The 17,598-nt window shown below is 58.5% G+C and carries 13 protein-coding genes; 5 read left to right on the plus strand and 8 right to left on the minus strand.

Annotated features, from left to right (window positions below; genetic code table 11):
• Positions 1-2 precede the first annotated feature (2 nt).
• From MED193_RS07425 to MED193_RS07440, 4 genes are read left to right on the plus strand one after another with little or no spacing between them, the layout of a single operon-like run.
• Positions 3-770 carry a thiazole synthase gene (locus tag MED193_RS07425; RefSeq protein WP_009809069.1) on the plus strand — a complete coding sequence of 256 codons (768 nt, stop codon included), beginning with the start codon at positions 3-5 and terminating at the stop codon, positions 768-770.
• A gap of 14 nt (positions 771-784) precedes the next feature.
• Positions 785-1,375, plus strand: a complete 591-nt coding sequence (locus tag MED193_RS07430) for a thiamine phosphate synthase (protein ID WP_009809070.1) — start codon at positions 785-787, stop codon at positions 1,373-1,375.
• Positions 1,375-2,343, plus strand: a complete 969-nt coding sequence (locus MED193_RS07435; protein WP_039966745.1) for a HesA/MoeB/ThiF family protein — start codon at positions 1,375-1,377, stop codon at positions 2,341-2,343. The genes MED193_RS07430 and MED193_RS07435 overlap by 1 nt, the downstream gene beginning before the upstream one ends.
• The gene (locus MED193_RS07440; RefSeq protein ID WP_009809072.1) at positions 2,340-3,098 is read left to right on the plus strand and encodes a hydroxymethylpyrimidine/phosphomethylpyrimidine kinase; all 759 of its coding nucleotides are present in this window, start codon (positions 2,340-2,342) and stop codon (positions 3,096-3,098) included. Before MED193_RS07435 ends, MED193_RS07440 begins: the two co-directional genes overlap by 4 nt.
• Before the next feature lie 13 nt (positions 3,099-3,111).
• Here MED193_RS07440 and MED193_RS07445 read toward each other — a convergent pair whose 3' ends face one another.
• The 8 genes from MED193_RS07445 to MED193_RS07480 form a co-directional block, all read right to left on the minus strand.
• On the minus strand, positions 3,112-5,607 hold the full coding sequence (locus MED193_RS07445) for a response regulator (RefSeq protein WP_039966746.1): 2,496 nt from the start codon (positions 5,605-5,607) through the stop codon (positions 3,112-3,114).
• Between the two features lie 354 nt (positions 5,608-5,961).
• Entirely contained in the window at positions 5,962-6,762 is an 801-nt protein-coding gene (locus MED193_RS07450; RefSeq protein ID WP_009809074.1) for a peptidylprolyl isomerase, read from the minus strand.
• Between the two features lie 15 nt (positions 6,763-6,777).
• Positions 6,778-7,509, minus strand: a complete 732-nt coding sequence (gene narI / locus MED193_RS07455; RefSeq protein WP_009809075.1) for a respiratory nitrate reductase subunit gamma — start codon at positions 7,507-7,509, stop codon at positions 6,778-6,780.
• 11 nt (positions 7,510-7,520) lie between these two features.
• Complete coding sequence (gene narJ / locus MED193_RS07460; protein WP_009809076.1) at positions 7,521-8,234, minus strand: nitrate reductase molybdenum cofactor assembly chaperone; 714 nt, start codon at positions 8,232-8,234, stop codon at positions 7,521-7,523.
• Positions 8,234-9,757, minus strand: a complete 1,524-nt coding sequence (gene narH, locus MED193_RS07465; RefSeq protein WP_009809077.1) for a nitrate reductase subunit beta — start codon at positions 9,755-9,757, stop codon at positions 8,234-8,236. The genes narJ and narH overlap by 1 nt, the downstream gene beginning before the upstream one ends.
• Entirely contained in the window at positions 9,754-13,482 is a 3,729-nt protein-coding gene (locus MED193_RS07470; protein ID WP_009809078.1) for a nitrate reductase subunit alpha, read from the minus strand. Before MED193_RS07470 ends, narH begins: the two co-directional genes overlap by 4 nt.
• 78 nt (positions 13,483-13,560) lie before the next feature.
• Entirely contained in the window at positions 13,561-15,168 is a 1,608-nt protein-coding gene (locus MED193_RS07475; RefSeq protein WP_009809079.1) for an MFS transporter, read from the minus strand.
• Between the two features lie 60 nt (positions 15,169-15,228).
• Complete coding sequence (locus MED193_RS07480) at positions 15,229-16,647, minus strand: MFS transporter (protein WP_009809080.1); 1,419 nt, start codon at positions 16,645-16,647, stop codon at positions 15,229-15,231.
• Between the two features lie 257 nt (positions 16,648-16,904).
• Here MED193_RS07480 and MED193_RS07485 point away from each other — a divergent pair, with 257 nt between their 5' ends.
• Complete coding sequence (locus MED193_RS07485) at positions 16,905-17,597, plus strand: cyclic nucleotide-binding domain-containing protein (RefSeq protein ID WP_009809081.1); 693 nt, start codon at positions 16,905-16,907, stop codon at positions 17,595-17,597.
• The last annotated feature ends 1 nt before the right edge of the window (position 17,598 follow it).

Genomic DNA, 17,598 nt, shown 5'->3' on the forward strand with positions numbered 1-17,598 from the left:
CCATGGAGTTCTACGGCACAGCCCTCGCCTCGCGCCTGTTCCTGGGCACCGCGCAATACCCCTCCCCCAAGGTGTTATGTGAGGCAATCGAGGTCAGCGGCACCGAGGTGATCACGGTTTCCCTGCGCCGCGAGACCTCGGAGGGGGTCGGCACTGGGTTTTGGCATATGCTGCGCCAAACCGGTGCGCGCATTCTGCCTAATACCGCTGGATGCCACACAGTGCAGGAGGCTGTCACCACAGCCCAGATGGCGCGTGAGGTCTTTGAAACCGATTGGATCAAACTGGAAGTCATCGGCCATGCAGATAGCCTGCAACCCGATGTTTTTGCCCTGGTCGAAGCGGCACGGATCCTCAGCGAGGACGGCTTCAAAGTCTTTCCCTATACCACCGAAGATCTGGTGGTGGGCGAACACCTGCTGCAGGCAGGTTGCGAAGTCCTGATGCCCTGGGGGGCGCCAATCGGGTCGGGTCAGGGCCTGCGCAATCCCGATGGGCTGCGGGCCATGCGAGCGCATTTCCCCAACACCCCGCTGGTGGTGGATGCCGGTATTGGTCGCCCCTCGGATGCGGCAGCCGCCATGGAGTTGGGGCTGGATGCGGTTCTGCTGAATACGGCAGTGGCCAAGGCCGGAGACCCGGTCGGGATGGCACGCGCGATGGCGCAGGCGGTGACGGCTGGCCAGACCGGATATGCGGCTGACCCCATGCCACGCCGCGATATGGCCGTGCCCTCGACCCCGGTATTGGGACTGGCGGAACTGATATGAAAGATCCACAGAGAATGGAACGGTTTTACCTGATCGTGGGCCATGTCGGCCGGTTAGAGCTCTTGGTGCCACAGGGGGCCAAACTGGTGCAATTGCGGATCAAGGACGAACCCGAGGCCGAGCTGCGCCGTCAGATCGCCCGCGCCCGCGATTTTTGCGCTGTGCATGGCGCACAGTTGGTGGTCAATGACCATTGGCAACTGGCACTGGATCTGAACTGCAACTTTGTCCACCTCGGACAGGAAGATATGGAGACCGCAGATTTTGCGGCTCTGCGTCGCGCTGGTATCCGCTTTGGTCTGTCCACCCATGACGAGGCGGAACTCGAGCGCGCGCTAAGCCATGATCCGGCCTATGTGGCGCTGGGGCCAGTCTATCCAACCCTTCTGAAGAAAATGAAATGGGATCCGCAGGGGCTGGATCGGGTCAGCCGCTGGAAAGGCCTAGCGGGGAATACACCGCTGGTTGCGATCGGCGGGCTGACACCGGAGCGCCTGCCTGGCGTTTTTGCCGCCGGAGCAGACAGCGCCGCGGTGGTGACGGATATTCAGCTGGCGGATGACCCTGAGGCACGCTGCCGCCAATGGGCCGAGGCCTGCGCCTGATGTCGCGTTTTGCCCGGCAAATGATCCTGCCAGAGGTTGGGAGCGCAGGTCAGGATCGCCTGGCGCGCGCCCATGTCTTGGTCGTCGGCGCCGGCGGGCTTGGCGCGCCCGTACTGCAATACCTGGCTGGGGCGGGCGTCGGCGCCATCACTCTGATGGACCCCGACCATGTGGAGGAGAGCAATCTGCACCGGCAGGTGTTATTCACCATGGCCGATATCGGCCAGCTCAAGGTCGCTGCTGCACAGGCGCATCTATTGGCTGCCAACCCAGCGCTCACACTGCATCCCCGTGCTGAGGCGCTTAGCGCGGCCAATGTATCGCATCATGTGAGCAAGGTGAATCTGGTGGTGGATGCGGCGGATAGTTTTGCCACCTCCTACATCCTGTCAGATGCCTGCCTGACCGCTAGGTGCCCCCTGATTTCAGCTTCGGTGCTGGCACAACGGGGCTATGTGGGCGGGTTCTGCGGCGCGGCCCCCTCGCTGCGCGCGCTGTTCCCTGACCTGCCAGAAAGCGCTACGAGCTGCGCCAGTTCCGGCGTGATGGGTCCAGTTGTCGGCCTTATTGGCGCGTTGCAGGCACAGATGGCACTGAAAACCCTATTGGAACACACCCCCTCGCCGCTGGGGCGGTTGATGCAGGTTGAGATGGCAGACCTCACCATGAGCAGCTTTGACTTTCGCGGCGCACCCGAGCCCAAGAGACCTCTGCGGTTCACCAGTGCCGAGCTGATCACGCCACAGGCACAGGTGATTGACCTGCGCCCACCGGAAGAAGCCCCTCAGCCCGCCACATCAGCGGCGCGACGCATCTTGCCCGAAGCGCTGGCCAGGGCTGATCTGGACCCGGACCGAGCGACCGTGCTCTGTTGTCGTTCGGGCGTGCGGGCCTGGCGCGCCGCCCGTGCGCTGCAGGAACAGGGTTTTCGCCAAGTGGAGATCCTTGCCGTCGGAGACAGCGCATGAGCCGTATTCTGGTGGTGGCCGGCACCGACAGCAGCGGTGGGGCCGGTATGAGCCGCGATATCGCCATGGCCGAGAGCTTAAATTGCTCGGTCGCGCCGGTAGTTACGGCCGTCACCGTGCAAACCAATCGGGCTCTGATCGACATCCAGCCCATCTCCCCGGAACTCATCGCTGCCCAGGTCAAAGCCGCCTTTGATCCCGGCGGCCAGCCCCCCAAAGCCATCAAGATTGGCATGATCGGCACCCCTGAGGCCGCTGTGAGACTGGCACAGTCCCTCCCTGGCGGCCTTCCAATTGTACTGGATCCCGTGCTCAAGAGCTCCTCTGGTGGGCGGTTGATGTCATTGCAAAGCCTCGCGCCCTTGCTGCCAAAAGTGACGCTACTCACCCCCAATCTGGAGGAAAGCGCGCGGCTGAGTGGCTGCGTTTTTTACCCTGAGGAGCCCCCGGATCTGCCGCAGATCAAATCCCAAGCCCAGAAAATATTAGCCAGGGGTGTTGCAGCGGTGTTGATCAAAGGCGGACATGGCCACGGCGCAAGCAGTGTCGACCATCTGTTTACCACCACATCCCATCAGGCATTCTCTGCGCCACGCCTTGCCGGCAGCAAACGCGGCACAGGGTGCAGCCTTGCAACCGCCCTCACCTGCGCTCTCGCCCAGGGGAGATCGGTAGAGGAGGCCTGCGCACAGGCCAAAACCCAGATCGGTCTCTGGCTTTCCCAGACCAATTCGGATGGCTCTCCTTCCCCGTAGACTTGGAGAGCACTCAGCCTGACAGGCCTTGTTTTACATCCTTACCGACTTGCAACATGGTGAGAGTTTGCAGCAAAACCGATTTTCTGATCGGTTTTTGCAAGAAATAATCCATCCCCGCAGCCAAGCAGGCCTCCCGGTCGGATTCAAATGCATTTGCAGTCAGGGCAACAATCACCGGCTGCTTAATATTCAAGGCGCGAATTTCCCGCGTTGCTTCCAGCCCGTCCAGCTCCGGCATGGCCATATCCATCAAGATGATATCAGGCTGCTCTTGCTGACACATAGCCACCGCCTGTCGACCATTGTGCGCCTCGCTAAGGATAATTCCCAAATCAGACAGGTATTTTTGCACCAGCAAACGGTTGGTTTTGTTGTCTTCTGCCAATAGCATCCGACATCCTGCCAGGGCCGCCGTATCCATCAGGGTTTCGACCCGGAAGCCAGTGCTGGATTTGACCGGCTGTGCCAGTTGAACCTTCAAACGGAAACAAGATCCTTCCTCCCGCGCCCGGCACAGTTCAATACCGCCCCCCATGCGCTTGGCCAAAATGCTGGAAATCGTCAATCCCAACCCCGTCCCGCCAAAGGCCCGCGTGATCGCGGCATCCGCCTGGGCAAACCGGTCAAAGATATACTCCGCCTGGCTGTCCGAAATCCCAATCCCGGTATCCTCAACAGCAATCTCTAGACTATAGGGGTCCTGCTCATCGCAGGTCACCTTGACATCTACGCCCCCCTCAGAGGTGAACTTGACTGCATTGCCAATCAGGTTCACCAGGATTTGGCGCAGTCGGCCATCATCTCCATAAACCTGTTCTGGCAGGTTCTCCGCAAAATCAACCGACATCCACAGGCCTTTTTCCCGCGCTTTCGGGCGCAGCAGATTAACCGCGCCAGCGACACAGTTTCGCAGATCAAAATCAACCGGGCTGATTGCCAAACGCCCTGCCTCTAGACGAGACAGGTCCAAGATATCATTTATGATTTTCAGCAAGGCGTTTGAGGAATCCTGAATGGTCGTCAGATATTCCCGCTCTTCAGCGCCAAGATCAGCTTCCGACATCAGCTCCGCCATCCCAAGAATACCATTCATCGGGGTGCGGATTTCGTGGGACATATTGGCGAGGAACTCTGACTTGGCACGATCAGCGCTTTCAGCAGCCACTTTGGCATCGGTCAGGTCGTTGTTGCGTTGCAGCAGTGTCGCGTTTGCCTCAATCAGTTTTTCGTGCAGGTGCACATCACGGGTCACATCAAGATTGACCCCCAGCATCCGCAACCAGCCCGCGCTATCCGCATAGGCAGTCCCCATACTGCGAATGTGGCGCACCTCTCCGCTGGGGAGAACGATGCGAAATTGCGAGGTGAAACTGCCCCCAGCATGGGAGGCTCTGCGCATTTCATAGATGGCCTGCTGACGATCCTCAGGATGGAGATAGCTCTCCCAGGTCCCGAACTCGATCGGTCCCTCGTCTTTATAATCATAAATACTGCGCAGGTTCTGATCCCAGAGTGTTTCGTTGGATCGGGTGTTCAGCTCCCAAATGCCGATCTTTGAGATATCCACCGCGATCTCGAGCCGACGAGACAGGATCTCCAATTGGCGTTCGCGCCGCTTCAGAGTCCGAATAACATCGCGCCGTGCTGCGGACAGGCGGCCCGCCATAAAGATCGGGATGACAATCAAGCCCCCGGCGATGAACACCACCAAGCGCCAGGGCCAGGGATTGGCCTTGCGGGCTGACCAGCCCCCCTTGGGGCGCGCGGCCATCATCCAGGATCCAACCGGCAGCGGGATATCCAGCGTGACCGGGTTATCTGCAAATATGGAGGGATCGCCAAAGAACTGCGCCCCGTCGAGGCCCATTCCATCCTGTCCCATCAGCGCCACCTCGATCCCCAGGTTCAGGTCATTGAACCCGTGCTGTTCATAAAGCTGCCCCGCCTTCATCACCGAGGACAAGATACCCCAAAAACGCCGGTTCTCCCCTGCGCCGGTGAAGACCGGAAAGCGGCCAATAAAGGCCTCTCCGCCCTGCACCAGCTGAACTGGCCCCGCCAGCACCATCTCGCCACTGTCACGGACCTTATAAGCCGCCTCTCGCTGGGCGTCGTTTTGATTGTAGTCCAGCCCTAGGGCCGCCTCATTGCCAGACAGGGGATAAATCATCGAAATCACCAGATCCGGCACTGCCGCAACATGACTGATCCCGGATTCCGTACCCATGACCATTTCACCCAACTCGGTAAATCGCGCCTGGGCCATATCTGGTTCAGTCGAAAGCACAGCAACCAGCCCGCGCACCAGTTGGATATCTGCCTGCAATGCCCCTTTCAGGCTGGATTGCAGCTGGCTCGCCTCGCGGAGAACATCGGCCCGCAGGGCCTGATTATGGATTGTTTGATTTTGCCGTTCGGAATAATAGCCGGCCGCCAGAACCATGCATAAGGCGACCAATACAGGAATGTAGGCGCGCTTTAACAGCCCCCCGACAGGTATTTTCAAAGAACCTTTCACGGAACTAACACCACGCCCACTCACCCTCTCTTCCCCATCTAGATGAGGTTGAGTTTACTCACCAAAAGTATTCATCCTGACTGAAACCTGCCGCAAAGGTGTTCATTTCTGCTTAACAGAACTCCCCCCTAAAGAGACTCGGTTCAGTTTTCTTACCACTTTTGGTCCCTAATACCACAGGGTGCCATCGCCTGCGGCGATAAATCTCCGCTTCTGTAACTGCTCCTTGCCCGAATTTCCAATAGGCACAGACCTGTAATCTGCATTGTCTTCTTTCTTGCACTGATAACACTGGGCAAATCCGCTGCCTGCCCCATGGTTTTTCCTCTTCCGGTCTGCGGCTCATCCCACTGGCTGCAGGTCAGCCCCGGAGATTTCGGCTCCTGCGGCTAGCTCCTGCACAAAGGCCTGGGCCGAGCGGGCCCAGCTCGCCTTTTCCATGGCCATGGAGATGGCGCGTTTGGCGGCTTCAAAGGGCAGTTCCTGCCCCTCAGCCACCGCATCCATGCGGACGATATGATAGCCATGGCGGGACAAAACCGGCACAGGCGTGATCTCGCCTTCCTTCAGATGGTGTAGATACCTCTCAAACTCAGGCACTGTGTCACCCGGCCCCAATTGGCCCAGGGCTCCGCCCGATGATTTTGAACCACAGTCGCTTTCGGTCTTGGCCAGGGCGACAAAATCCTTGGGGTTGGTCTTGAGGCGGTCGTTCAGCACATTGGCCTTTTTCAGCGCCTTTTCCTTTGCCGCCTTATCACGGGGATCGCAGGCACAGAGGATATGCGAGACCTCCCAAAGCGGCGGTGAGCGGAACCGCGAGGGATCCCGTGCCCATTCTGCGCGCACCTCTTCTTCGGTTGGGGCGTCAACTTCGACGCGGGCCTCGAGAAGGCCCCGGATTAGGGCCTCCTCATCTGTTTCAAAGCGGCCTGGCTCGACCTCGGCGGGCTCCGGGGTCAACCCCTGGCGGCGCGCCTCCTGCAACAGCAGGGTGCGCAGGGCAACCGCATTGGCGGCCTTGCGCCAGGCGATGCCGGGCTTGCCGGTTGGGGCTTCATGGTTCTGCGTCTCTGCCGCAACCACGGCATGGGGCACACATTCACCATTAACGACGAGGTCGGGGAAAAGGCCTGCTTTCATCTTATCTACTCCGGCTTACTTGTTGGCGGACCGGCCGGGGGCAACCGGTTCAGCACGGGTTGGCAGAGGCTCAGAGCGGCGCGAACGCACCACCTGATAGCCGGGGCGGAAGACGTAGCGCAGCGGCACCGAGAGCATGTGCACCAACCGGGTAAAGGGGAAGACCAGGAAGATGGTCAGGCCCAGGAACAGGTGTAACTTAAAGACAAAGGCCACGTCCTCGATGTAGCTGGCGGCAGCACCATCAAAGAAGATGATGCCCTGCGCCCAGGACATGAACTTGACCATTTCATGGCCGTCCAGATGCCCCAGGGAGGCAAAGATGGTCAGCAGACCCAGCACCAGCTGCGCCAGCAGCATTGCCAGGATGGCGATATCGGCAAAGCTCGAGGTCTTGCGGATGCGTGGATCGGTCCAGCGGCGGTGGAACAGCATGCCGCCGCCCACCAGCGCCATTACGCCAGCGATACCGCCAACAACAACCGCGCCAGCCTGTTTGAAACCATGGCTGATGCCAAAGGCGTCAAAGACGGCGATAGGCGTCAGCAGCCCCACAAGGTGACCAACAAAGATCACCAGCACACCGATATGAAACAGCACCGAACCCATGATCAGCTGCTTGCGGCGCAGCATCTGGCTTGATGAGGTCTTCCAAGTGAAGGGATCCCGCTCGTAGCGCGCGATTGATCCCAGGATCGCCACAGTGAGGGCGATATAGGGATAGATACCGAATAGGAAATTATGCATGAGAGCCTCCGTTATTCAGCCGCCACACCGGTGGAACCGGGTGCAGGATTTTGGGGTTCATCCATGCGCGACAGCATATCGCGCACTTGCGGACAGCCCGCATTGGGATCGGGACCAAAGAGCACTTCGCTCTCTTCCCAGACCGCATCCAGCGCTTCCAGGTCGTTGGGGTCCACCTCAGGCTGCTCCAGCAGCTTGGCCACGGTATCCCTGTCCGCCTCGACGCCTGCCAGCTGTAAAAGAGCGGCGAACACAGCAGCATATTGGCTTTCACGACGGGCAAGCCGTTCGCACAAAGCGCTAAAGATATGGGCTGCGTCCGCCAAAGTGTCCTGTACTTCGGCAAAGGGACGCGTCGACAGGAATTCCAACAAAACAGGCAGGTGATCCGGTAGCTCGGTGGTGTTTGGCTCAAACCCACCATCCCGGTAGGTCTCAATCAAGGAGACCATGGCACCACCCCGATCCCGGCTTTCGCCGTGCACGTGCTCAAACAGGTTGAGGCTGAGCGTGCGGGAGCGGTCAAAGAGCATCACGTATTTCTCTTCGAGATCGTAGATGTCGTCATCCCGCAAAGAGTCCACCAAGGGGCGCAACCCGCGCCGCGCTGCTGCGGTGAGGCGGCTATCAGAGGCAAGCACGCCCCCGATTTCCGGCATAGCGCCCTGAAGCTCCCGAGTGGGGTAGCTCAAGAGCAGGGAAATCGCTTTCAACGTCCGGTCCATTACTGCACCTCCTGCGGCATTTTGAGTGGTTTCTTGGAGCCGCCAAACAGCGAGCCCTTGCTGATACCGGGCGAGCAACCATTGGTGTCGGTAAAGCCGCAGCCGCCGCGCAGGTCATAGGCTTCCTCGACCTGTTCGCGGTGGGTGGTTGGGATCACAAAACGGTCCTCATAATCCGCCAGGGCCATGATTTTATACATGTCTTCGATCATAGCCCCGTCCAGGCCAACCTTGGCGGCCACGGCCTCATCGCGCACACCGTCAATGGTTTTGGCCCGCATGTAGGACCGCATCGCCAGCATCCGTTCCAGCGCCAGGGCCACGGGTTCCTCGTCGCCTGCGGTCAGCATATTGGCGAGGTAGCGCAGCGGGATCCGCAGGTTGCGCACGTCCGGCATGGCCCCGTCCATGCCAATTGCGCCGGCTTCGGCCGCGTTCTGGATGGGCGACAGTGGCGGGATATACCAGACCATCGGCAGGGTGCGATATTCGGGGTGCAGCGGGAAGGCCACTTTCCACTCCATCGCCATCTTCCAGATCGGGCTTTCCTGTGCCGATTTGATCCAGTCCTCAGGAATTCCGTCAGCGCGGGCGGTTGCAATCACCTGCGGATCGTTGGGATCCAGAAAGACATCCAGCTGGGCGTCATAAAGATCGGTTGTGGCGGGCGCATTTGCCGCCTCTTCGATCTTATCCGCATCATAGAGCATTACACCCAAGTAGCGGATCCTGCCCACGCAGGTCTCGGAACAGACAGTTGGATTGCCGCTTTCGATCCGGGGATAGCACAGGGTGCATTTCTCGGATTTGCCGCTCTGCCAGTTGTAGTAGATCTTCTTGTAGGGACAGCCCGAGACACACATCCGCCAGCCACGGCATTTTTCCTGGTCGATCAAGACGATACCGTCTTCTTCGCGTTTGTAGATCGCACCCGACGGGCAGGACGCCGCGCAGGCCGGGTTCAGACAGTGCTCACACAGACGGGGGAGATACATCATGAATGTATTCTCATACTCCCCGTAGATATCCTTTTGGATGCCCTCAAAATTGTAGTCTTCCGACCGCTTTGAGAATTCACCGCCCAGGATTTCTTCCCAGTTTGGCCCCTTGTTGATCTTCTCCATGCGCTCGCCGGTCACCTTGGAGCGGGGACGCGCGGTGGGAAAGGCCTCCATGGTGGGGGCCGATTTCAGGTGGTCATAGTCAAAGTCAAACGGCTCATAATAGTCGTCGATCTCGGGCAGATCCGGGTTGCCAAAGATATTGGCCAGGATCCGCCATTTGCTGCCCTGTTTGGGCTGCAGCTTCCCGCTGCGGGTGCGCTCCCAGCCACCATTCCAGCGGTCCTGGTTCTCCCAATCGGTGGGATAGCCAGTGCCTGGCTTGGTTTCGACATTGTTGAACCAGGCGTATTCGACACCGTCGCGGCTGGTCCAGACGTTTTTACAAGTGACAGAGCATGTGTGGCACCCGATACATTTATCGAGGTTCAGCACCATGCCGATTTGAGCGCGTACTCTCATTCTGCGGCCTCCTTCTGGGTCGCTTCGCGGTCGAGCCAGTCGACCTTTTTCATCTTGCGCACCACGACGAATTCATCGCGGTTGGCGCCAACTGTGCCGTAGTAGTTGAAACCGTAGGACTGCTGCGCATAGCCACCGATCATATGGGTGGGTTTCAGCACCGTGCGGGTCACAGAGTTGTGGATCCCGCCACGGTGACCAGTCTTTTCAGAACCGGGCGTGTTCACGATTTTCTCCTGGGCGTGGTACATGAAGGTGGTCCCATCCTTCATCCGCTGCGACACCACCGCCCGCGCCGTCAGGGCACCATTGGTGTTGTAGAGCTCGATCCAGTCGTTATCCTTGATGTCGGCTTTTTTTGCGTCGTTTTCAGACAGCCAGACCACCGGGCCGCCGCGGTTCAGCGTCAGCATCAGCAAGTTGTCGGAATAGGTCGAGTGGATGCCCCATTTCTGGTGGGGTGTGATGAAGTTCAACACCAGGTTATCGCCATCGTCCTGCACGTCCCTCGTGATGGTTTTCAGATCCACCGGAGGCCGGTAGGACATGAAGCCTTCGCCAAAGGCGCGCATCCAGAGGTGATCCTGATAAAGCTGCTGACGGCCCGTGAGCGTGCGCCATGGGATCAGCTCATGCACGTTGGTGTAGCCGGCGTTGTAGCAGACCTTCTCGCTTTCCAGACCGGACCAAGTCGGAGAGGAGATGATCTTGCGCGGTTGCGCCGCGATATCGCGGAAGCGGATCTTCTCGTCTTCCTTGGGCAGCGCTAGATGCGTGTGATCAAGGCCAGTGTTCTGCGACAGCGCATCCCAGGCCTTGACCGCAACCTCACCATTGGTTTCCGGCGCCAGCATCAGCACGACCTCGGTCGCGTCAATGTCACTGACGATCTTGGCACAGCCCTTGGCCGGGCCATCCTCCCATTCGCCGTTGAGTTCGCGCAGGTGCTGCACTTCGTGCTCGGTGTTCCAGGTGATGCCCTTGCCGCCATTGCCCAGTTTGTCCAAAAGCGGACCAAGCGCCACAAAGCGGTCGTAGATCGCGGTATAGTCACGCTCGACCGGCACATAGTTTGGCGCGGTCTTGCCTGGGATCAGGTCGCATTCGCCTTTCTTCCAGTCCTTGACCTGATCCTGTGCCAGTTCCGCCGGGGTGTCATGCAGCAGAGGCAGCGCAACAATATCGGTTTCCTGCCCCAGGATCTCAGGCGCGACTTCCTGCACCTTCTTGGCGATGGATTTGAAGATCTCCCAGTCGGATTTGCTCTCGTAGGCCGGATCCACCGCCGCCTGCAGCGGGTGGATGAACGGGTGCATATCCGAGGTATTGAGGTCGTTCTTCTCGTACCAGGAGGCGGTAGGCAGCACGATATCGGAATAAACCGCAGTGGTGCTCATCCGGAAGTCGATGGTGACCAGCAGATCGAGTTTACCACGCGGGCCTTCCTCGTGCCATTTGGCCTCTTTCGGCAGTTGCCGCCCTTCTTCGCCAAGATCCTTACCCATGAAGCCATGATCAGTCCCCAAGAGGTGCTTGAGGAAGTATTCATGGCCCTTACCCGAGGAGCCAAGCAGGTTGGAACGCCATACAAAGAGGTTACGCGGCCAGTTCTCCGGCGCATCTGGATCCTCGCAGGACATTTCCAGCGCGCCCGACTTCAGCTGCTCGGCCACATAGGCTGGGATTTCCTTACCAGCAGCCTTGGCCTGTTTCGCCACTTCCAGCGGGTTGGTTTTCAGCTGTGGTGCAGAGGGCAACCAGCCCATGCGCTCGGCGCGGACGTTATAGTCGATGAGATTGATGTCCCAATCGCCTTCAGGCGCGGTGGGCGACAGGATTTCATCCGCCTCCAGGGTCTCATAACGCCACTGGTCGGAATGGGCATACCAGGCCGAGGTGGAGTTCATATGACGTGGCGGACGGCCCCAATCAAGGGCAAAGGCCAGCGGCTGCCAGCCGGTCTGTGGCCGCAGTTTTTCCTGGCCCACGTAATGCGCCCAGCCACCGCCGGATTGACCCACACAGCCACACATGACCAGCATGTTGATGACACCACGATAGTTCATATCCATGTGGTACCAGTGGTTCATCGCCGCGCCGATGATGATCATCGACTTGCCTTCGGTCTTTTCAGCGTTCTGGGCGAATTCACGGGCAACATGGATGATCTTGTCGCGTGACACACCGGTAATCTTTTCTGCCCAGGCCGGGGTGCCGGGCATCTCGTCGTCGTAGCCTTTGGCGACCCAGTCGCCGCCCAGTCCCCGGTCGAGACCGTAGTTGGCGCAGTAGAGATCAAAGACCGTGGCGACCTGGATTTCGCCCTCAGCGGTTTTGATGGTTTTGACCGGGACATTGCGGGTCAGAACATCAGGATGGTCTGCATCTGTGGCAAAGGCCTCGGTGGCTTCGCCGCCAAAGTAGGGGAAATCCACGCCCAGAACCGCATCGTGGTCGGCACCCTCAACCAAGGTCATTTTCAGGTGGATTTCGGCATTCTTGGCCTTTTGTTGCAGGTTCCATTCGCCGTCTTCGCCCCAGCGGTAGCCGATAGACCCATTGGGGGCGACCAGACCAGCTGTTGCCTCGTCCCAGGCGATGGTTTTCCATTCCGGGTTATTCTCTTCACCCAGCTTGCCATCCAGATCGTCGGCGCGCAGGAAGCGGCCCGGTAGGATGCGGCCGTCTTTTTCTTCCAGCTTCACCAGCATCGGGAAGTCAGAATACTTGCGGCAATACTCTTCAAAGTACTCGGCCTGACGGTCCAGGTGGAATTCCCGCAGGATCACGTGGCCAAAGGCCATGCCCAGCGCCGCATCGGTACCCTGTTTGACGTTCAGCCAGACGTCGCCAAACTTGGCAGCCTCGGAATAGTCGGGGCAGATGACGGCGGATTTGGTGCCACGATAGCGGGCTTCGGTATAGAAATGCGCATCCGGCGTCCGGGTCTGTGGCACGTTGGAGCCCCAGAGCAGCAGATAGCCAGAGTTGTACCAATCAGCCGATTCAGGCACATCGGTCTGCTCGCCCCAGATCATTGGCGAGGCTGGCGGCAGATCGCAGTACCAATCATAAAAGGACATGCAGACGCCGCCCATCAGCGACAGATAGCGCGACCCTGCCGCGTAAGAGATCATCGACATCGCAGGAATTGGCGAGAAGCCAAAGATACGGTCAGGGCCATAGGTCTTGGCGGTATAGGCGTTGGCAGCGGCGGTGATTTCGGTGGCCTCATCCCAGGTGGCGCGCACAAAGCCGCCCTTGCCGCGGGTCTCAACATAAGAGGCACGCAGGATCGGATCACTCTGCAGCTTGGTCCAGGCCTCAATCGGGCTCATGCTGGCGCGCATCTTGCGCCAGATCTTCATCAGGCGGCCACGCACCAGTGGATTTTTCACCCGGTTGGCGGAATAGAGATACCAGCTGTAGCTGGCGCCCCGGGCACAGCCGCGTGGCTCATGGTTGGGCAGATCCGGGCGAGTGCGCGGATAATCGGTCTGCTGCGTTTCCCAGGTGACGATCCCGGATTTCACATAGATCTTCCAAGAACAAGACCCCGTGCAGTTCACTCCATGGGTGGAACGCACGACCTTATCGTGGCGCCAGCGGTTGCGATATGTGTCTTCCCAGTCGCGGCTTTCACGGGTGACCTGACCGTGACCGTTGGAGAATGTTTCGAGTTCTTTGGACTGAAGGAAGTTTAGCCTGTCGAGCAGATGGCTCATGGGGTCTCTCCTTGGGATAGCGGATGGATTGGCGAGCTTGCCCCGGCCAGCCTGTGGCCAGGGCGGGCTTTTGGCTCATCAGGGGTTCTTGATGTAGGCGCCCGGGCGCAGGTAGAACCACCAGTTGATCGCGATGCAGACGCCGTAGAAGATGGCAAAACCGTAGAGCGCATACTCTGGGGTTGCGGCTTTGATCTGTTCCCCAAACACTTTGGGGATGATGAAGGCGCCATAGGCGGCCACAGCGGCGGTCCACCCCAGAACCGGGCCAGCCTGTTCTTTGTTGAAAGCCACAGCGATGGTGCGGAAGGTCGAACCATTGCCGATACCTGTGGCGGCAAACAGGATCAGGAACAGCACCATGAAGGGGAAGAAATACTGCTCAGGAGTTGCCGAGACATAGGCCTGCTTGAGGAAGTAGGCCACACCCAGGGCCGAAGCCACCATGACAATTGAGATCCACTGCGTGACCCGGGCACCCCCCAGTTTGTCAGCCATCATGCCGCCAATGGGACGGATCAAGGCGCCGATGAAGGGGCCCATCCAGGCATACATCAAGGCAGATGGGCCATTGGGGTTGGCAAGGTCATGGGTCATGACGCCATCGACTTCGACGTGGCTAAAGCCAAAGACCACTTTGATCGCCAGGGCAAAGGTCGCCGCATAACCGATGAAGGAGCCAAAGGTCATGGTGTAGATGACGGTCATTGCCCAGGTGTGCTTGTTGCCAAAGATCTTGTACTGACGGCTGAGGTTCTGACCGATCTGACCGGGGATCAGCTTTAGCAAAAACACGGTCAGCGCGATGACGATGGGCAGCACGATCCACTTCGAGATCATGAAGCCGGACCCGCCCACCTTGGCGGGCAGCATCAGCCACAGACCAAAGGCCGCTGTCACAAACCCAATAAGCAGCATGAAAGTGATGGTCGAAAAGGCACCAACAGGGCTGGGAATATCCGGGCTGACGTGCGCGTCGCGGATGTTGTTCATGCCGAACCAACCGGCAAAGGCAAGCGGGATCAGGGCCAACAACCAGACGTAGCCAGCGTTATGGATATAGGTCTCGGTCCCTGCGGGGATCTTACCGATCAGCGTGCCGGAGGTGTTTTCAAGGATCATTGGCTCGCCGCCAAACAGACCAAATGTCATCACCAGCGGAATAACGATCTGCATGGTGGTCACACCAAAGTTGCCCAGACCCGCGTTCATGCCCAGCGCATAGCCCTGCACCTTTTTGGGGTAGAAAAACGAGATGTTGGACATCGAGGAGGAGAAGTTACCGCCCCCAATCCCCGACAGGAAGGCCAGCACCTGGAACTGCCAGAGCGGCGTGTCAGGGTTTTGCAGCGCAATACCGGCGCCCACAGCGGGGATCATCAGCAGGGCTGTCGTAAAAAAGATGGTGTTTCGTCCTCCAGCGATACGGATGAAAAAGGTCGACGGGATCCGCAGGGTCGCGCCGGTCAGACCGGCAATCGCCGCCAGGGTAAACAGCTCTGACTTTTCAAAGCTGAAGCCGAGGTTGATCATCTGAACGGTGATGATGCCCCAGTAGAGCCACACCGCAAAACCGCACAGCAGCGAGGGGATCGAAATCCACAGGTTACGAGTGGCGATGGATTTACCCGTAGAGGCCCAATAGCTCTCGTCCTCTGGGGTGTAATTTCTTAGGTCTTGTCCCACGTTATTTCCTCCTCGTCATGAGGTTGCGACAGGCCGAGGGTGGCCCGTCCTTATTAGAATTCAGGATTTAGGGGCTTCGGGGTGCTGGGCGTTCCATTGCTCCACCACAGCAACCGACTGCGCTAGGGCCGCGTTGGCGCGCTCCGCACGGACCCGCAGTGCGTCCAGAGAGGCCGCCTCGAAGTTGGCTTTTTCCTCTTCTTCCTGCGCCTCAGAGAAACGGACAAAGAAGGCAAGAACCGAGGCGCAGGCGACAGTGACACCAATGACAAAGAAGACATCGGGCCAGTCCATCGCGCCCTTGAACAAGAAGCCTGCGGCCACTGCACCGGCGTTACCGCCCGCACCCACCACACCGGCAACCGCACCAAGTGCCTTTTTGTTGATGAAGGGAACCACCGAATAGGTCGCGCCTTCGGCCATCTGAGTGAATAGCGAGAAGATGATCAGCATCGGCAGCGCCAGAAACAGCACCTGCATCTGGCTGAACACCATCAAGGCACAGCCTTCGCCCAGCAACACGATGAAAAGCCAGAAGCTGCGACCTTTGAGACCCCAAAGCGCGCCAAAGTTGTCGCCAAAGATACCGCCCAGAGTGCGGGCAAAGATGTTCATCAGCCCAAAGGAGGCCGCAACACCACCCGCAGCCACCAGGCTCAGGTCGAAGTAGTCATAGAAGTAGAGCGCCGCGACATTGTTGACGGTCAGCTCAATCCCAAAGCAGGCGCCGTAGATCAGGAACAGGATCCAGACCCGGTAATCTGCCATCGCCCGAAAGTAATCCGCGGTGACCGATTTTTTCGGTGGCAGTTTACCCTGCTCGCGCAACTCCTTGTAGTTTCCTTCGGGCGCATCCTGGGTCAGGAAGTAATAGGCGATGCCGACCACAAAGATCACAGCACCTACAACCATCATCGACAGGCGCCAGCCAACGGCCTCAGAAAACCCAAAGCCAACCACCAAGACCGAAAACACCATGGGCATGGCAAACTGGGTCACACCGCCACCTAGGTTGCCCCAACCGGCGGAGGTCGCATTGGCGGTGCCCACCACATTTGGGGCGAACATGACGGTGGTATGGTACTGGGTGATTACAAAGGCCGCGCCAATGATGCCGATCAGCAGGCGAAAGAACAGGAAGGTCTCAAAGCTGTCCGCCAGACCGATGCCGGCCACTGGAAAGGCCCCAAAGATCAACAGATAGGTATAGGACAGCCTGGGGCCAATCCGGTCACAGAGCCAGCCGATGAAGAAGCGGGCAAAGACCGTCACCGCCACCGAAGCAATGATCGACCAGCCCACCTGGGATTTGGTCAGTTGCAACTCGTCACGCACGATGATCATCAAAGGCGCGATGCCGAACCAGGCGAAGAAGCAAGAGAAGAAAGCAAACCAAGTCATGTGGAAGGTGCGGATCTGCACCATCTTCACGTTGAAGAAATTTCCCCAGAGACTGGTTGCCTTGTTTTGAATTTCCATCGGTGTCCCTCCGAATTTTACGAAGACCCGCTTAGGCGAGTTTGAACAGAGGCTTGCGCCCTTCTTGTTCAAGGCAGTTTGATTTAGATCATGAAATCAAAATAAATGAAGTGAAATAAATGACTTAACTAATTTCATCAACTGCATTCACCGCAGGTATCAAGGCAACCCTTGGCAAGCTGCAAGCCGAGAGTTGACATTTATCAAGTGAATGCGCGATCAACAGAGATGAAATCTCTCAGCTGGTGACACTAGGCATGCCCGATTCATATTCGCAGGACATTCGGGATTTGCATCTGTTTTCCGAAATGGAAGACCAGCATTTCCAGAGCCTTATCCGCGCCGCCTATGTGCAGAATTTTCCGCCACAGATCGAACTGATCACCGAAGGCGACCCCAGCGATTTCCTGCATGTGCTGCTCACGGGCTCAGTGGATTTATTCTCCAGCTGGAACGATCGGGAAACCAGCATGGCCACGGTGCGCCCCATTTCGACCTTCATTCTGGCCGCCACAGTGCGCGACGCCCCCTATCTGATGTCTGCGCGCACCATAGAAAAAAGCCGGATCATGCTGATCCCCAGCCAGAATGTGCGCGAAGTTTTTGATCAGGACGGACAATTCGCGCGTGCGATCGTGGATGAGCTGGCCCAGTGCTACCGGGGCGTTATCAAAAACACCAAAGACCTGAAGCTGCGCACCTCGCTGGAGCGACTGGCCAATTATCTGCTGCGCCAGCAGGCCCGCTGTGGCGGTGCTCCGGTCTTTACTCTGGACACCGAAAAGCGCCGCGTGGCTTCGGTTTTGGGCATGACCTCAGAAAACCTGAGCCGTGCCTTCAAAGGGCTGCGTCCCTATGGGGTCTGCGTCACTGGCAGACAGATCACCATCACCAATCAGCAAGATCTTGAAGGCTTTGCCAAACCCAATCCCCTGATAGATCAACGTTAAA

Origin of the sequence: Roseobacter sp. MED193 (assembly GCF_000152965.1) — a bacterium.
GTDB lineage: Bacteria > Pseudomonadota > Alphaproteobacteria > Rhodobacterales > Rhodobacteraceae > Pseudophaeobacter.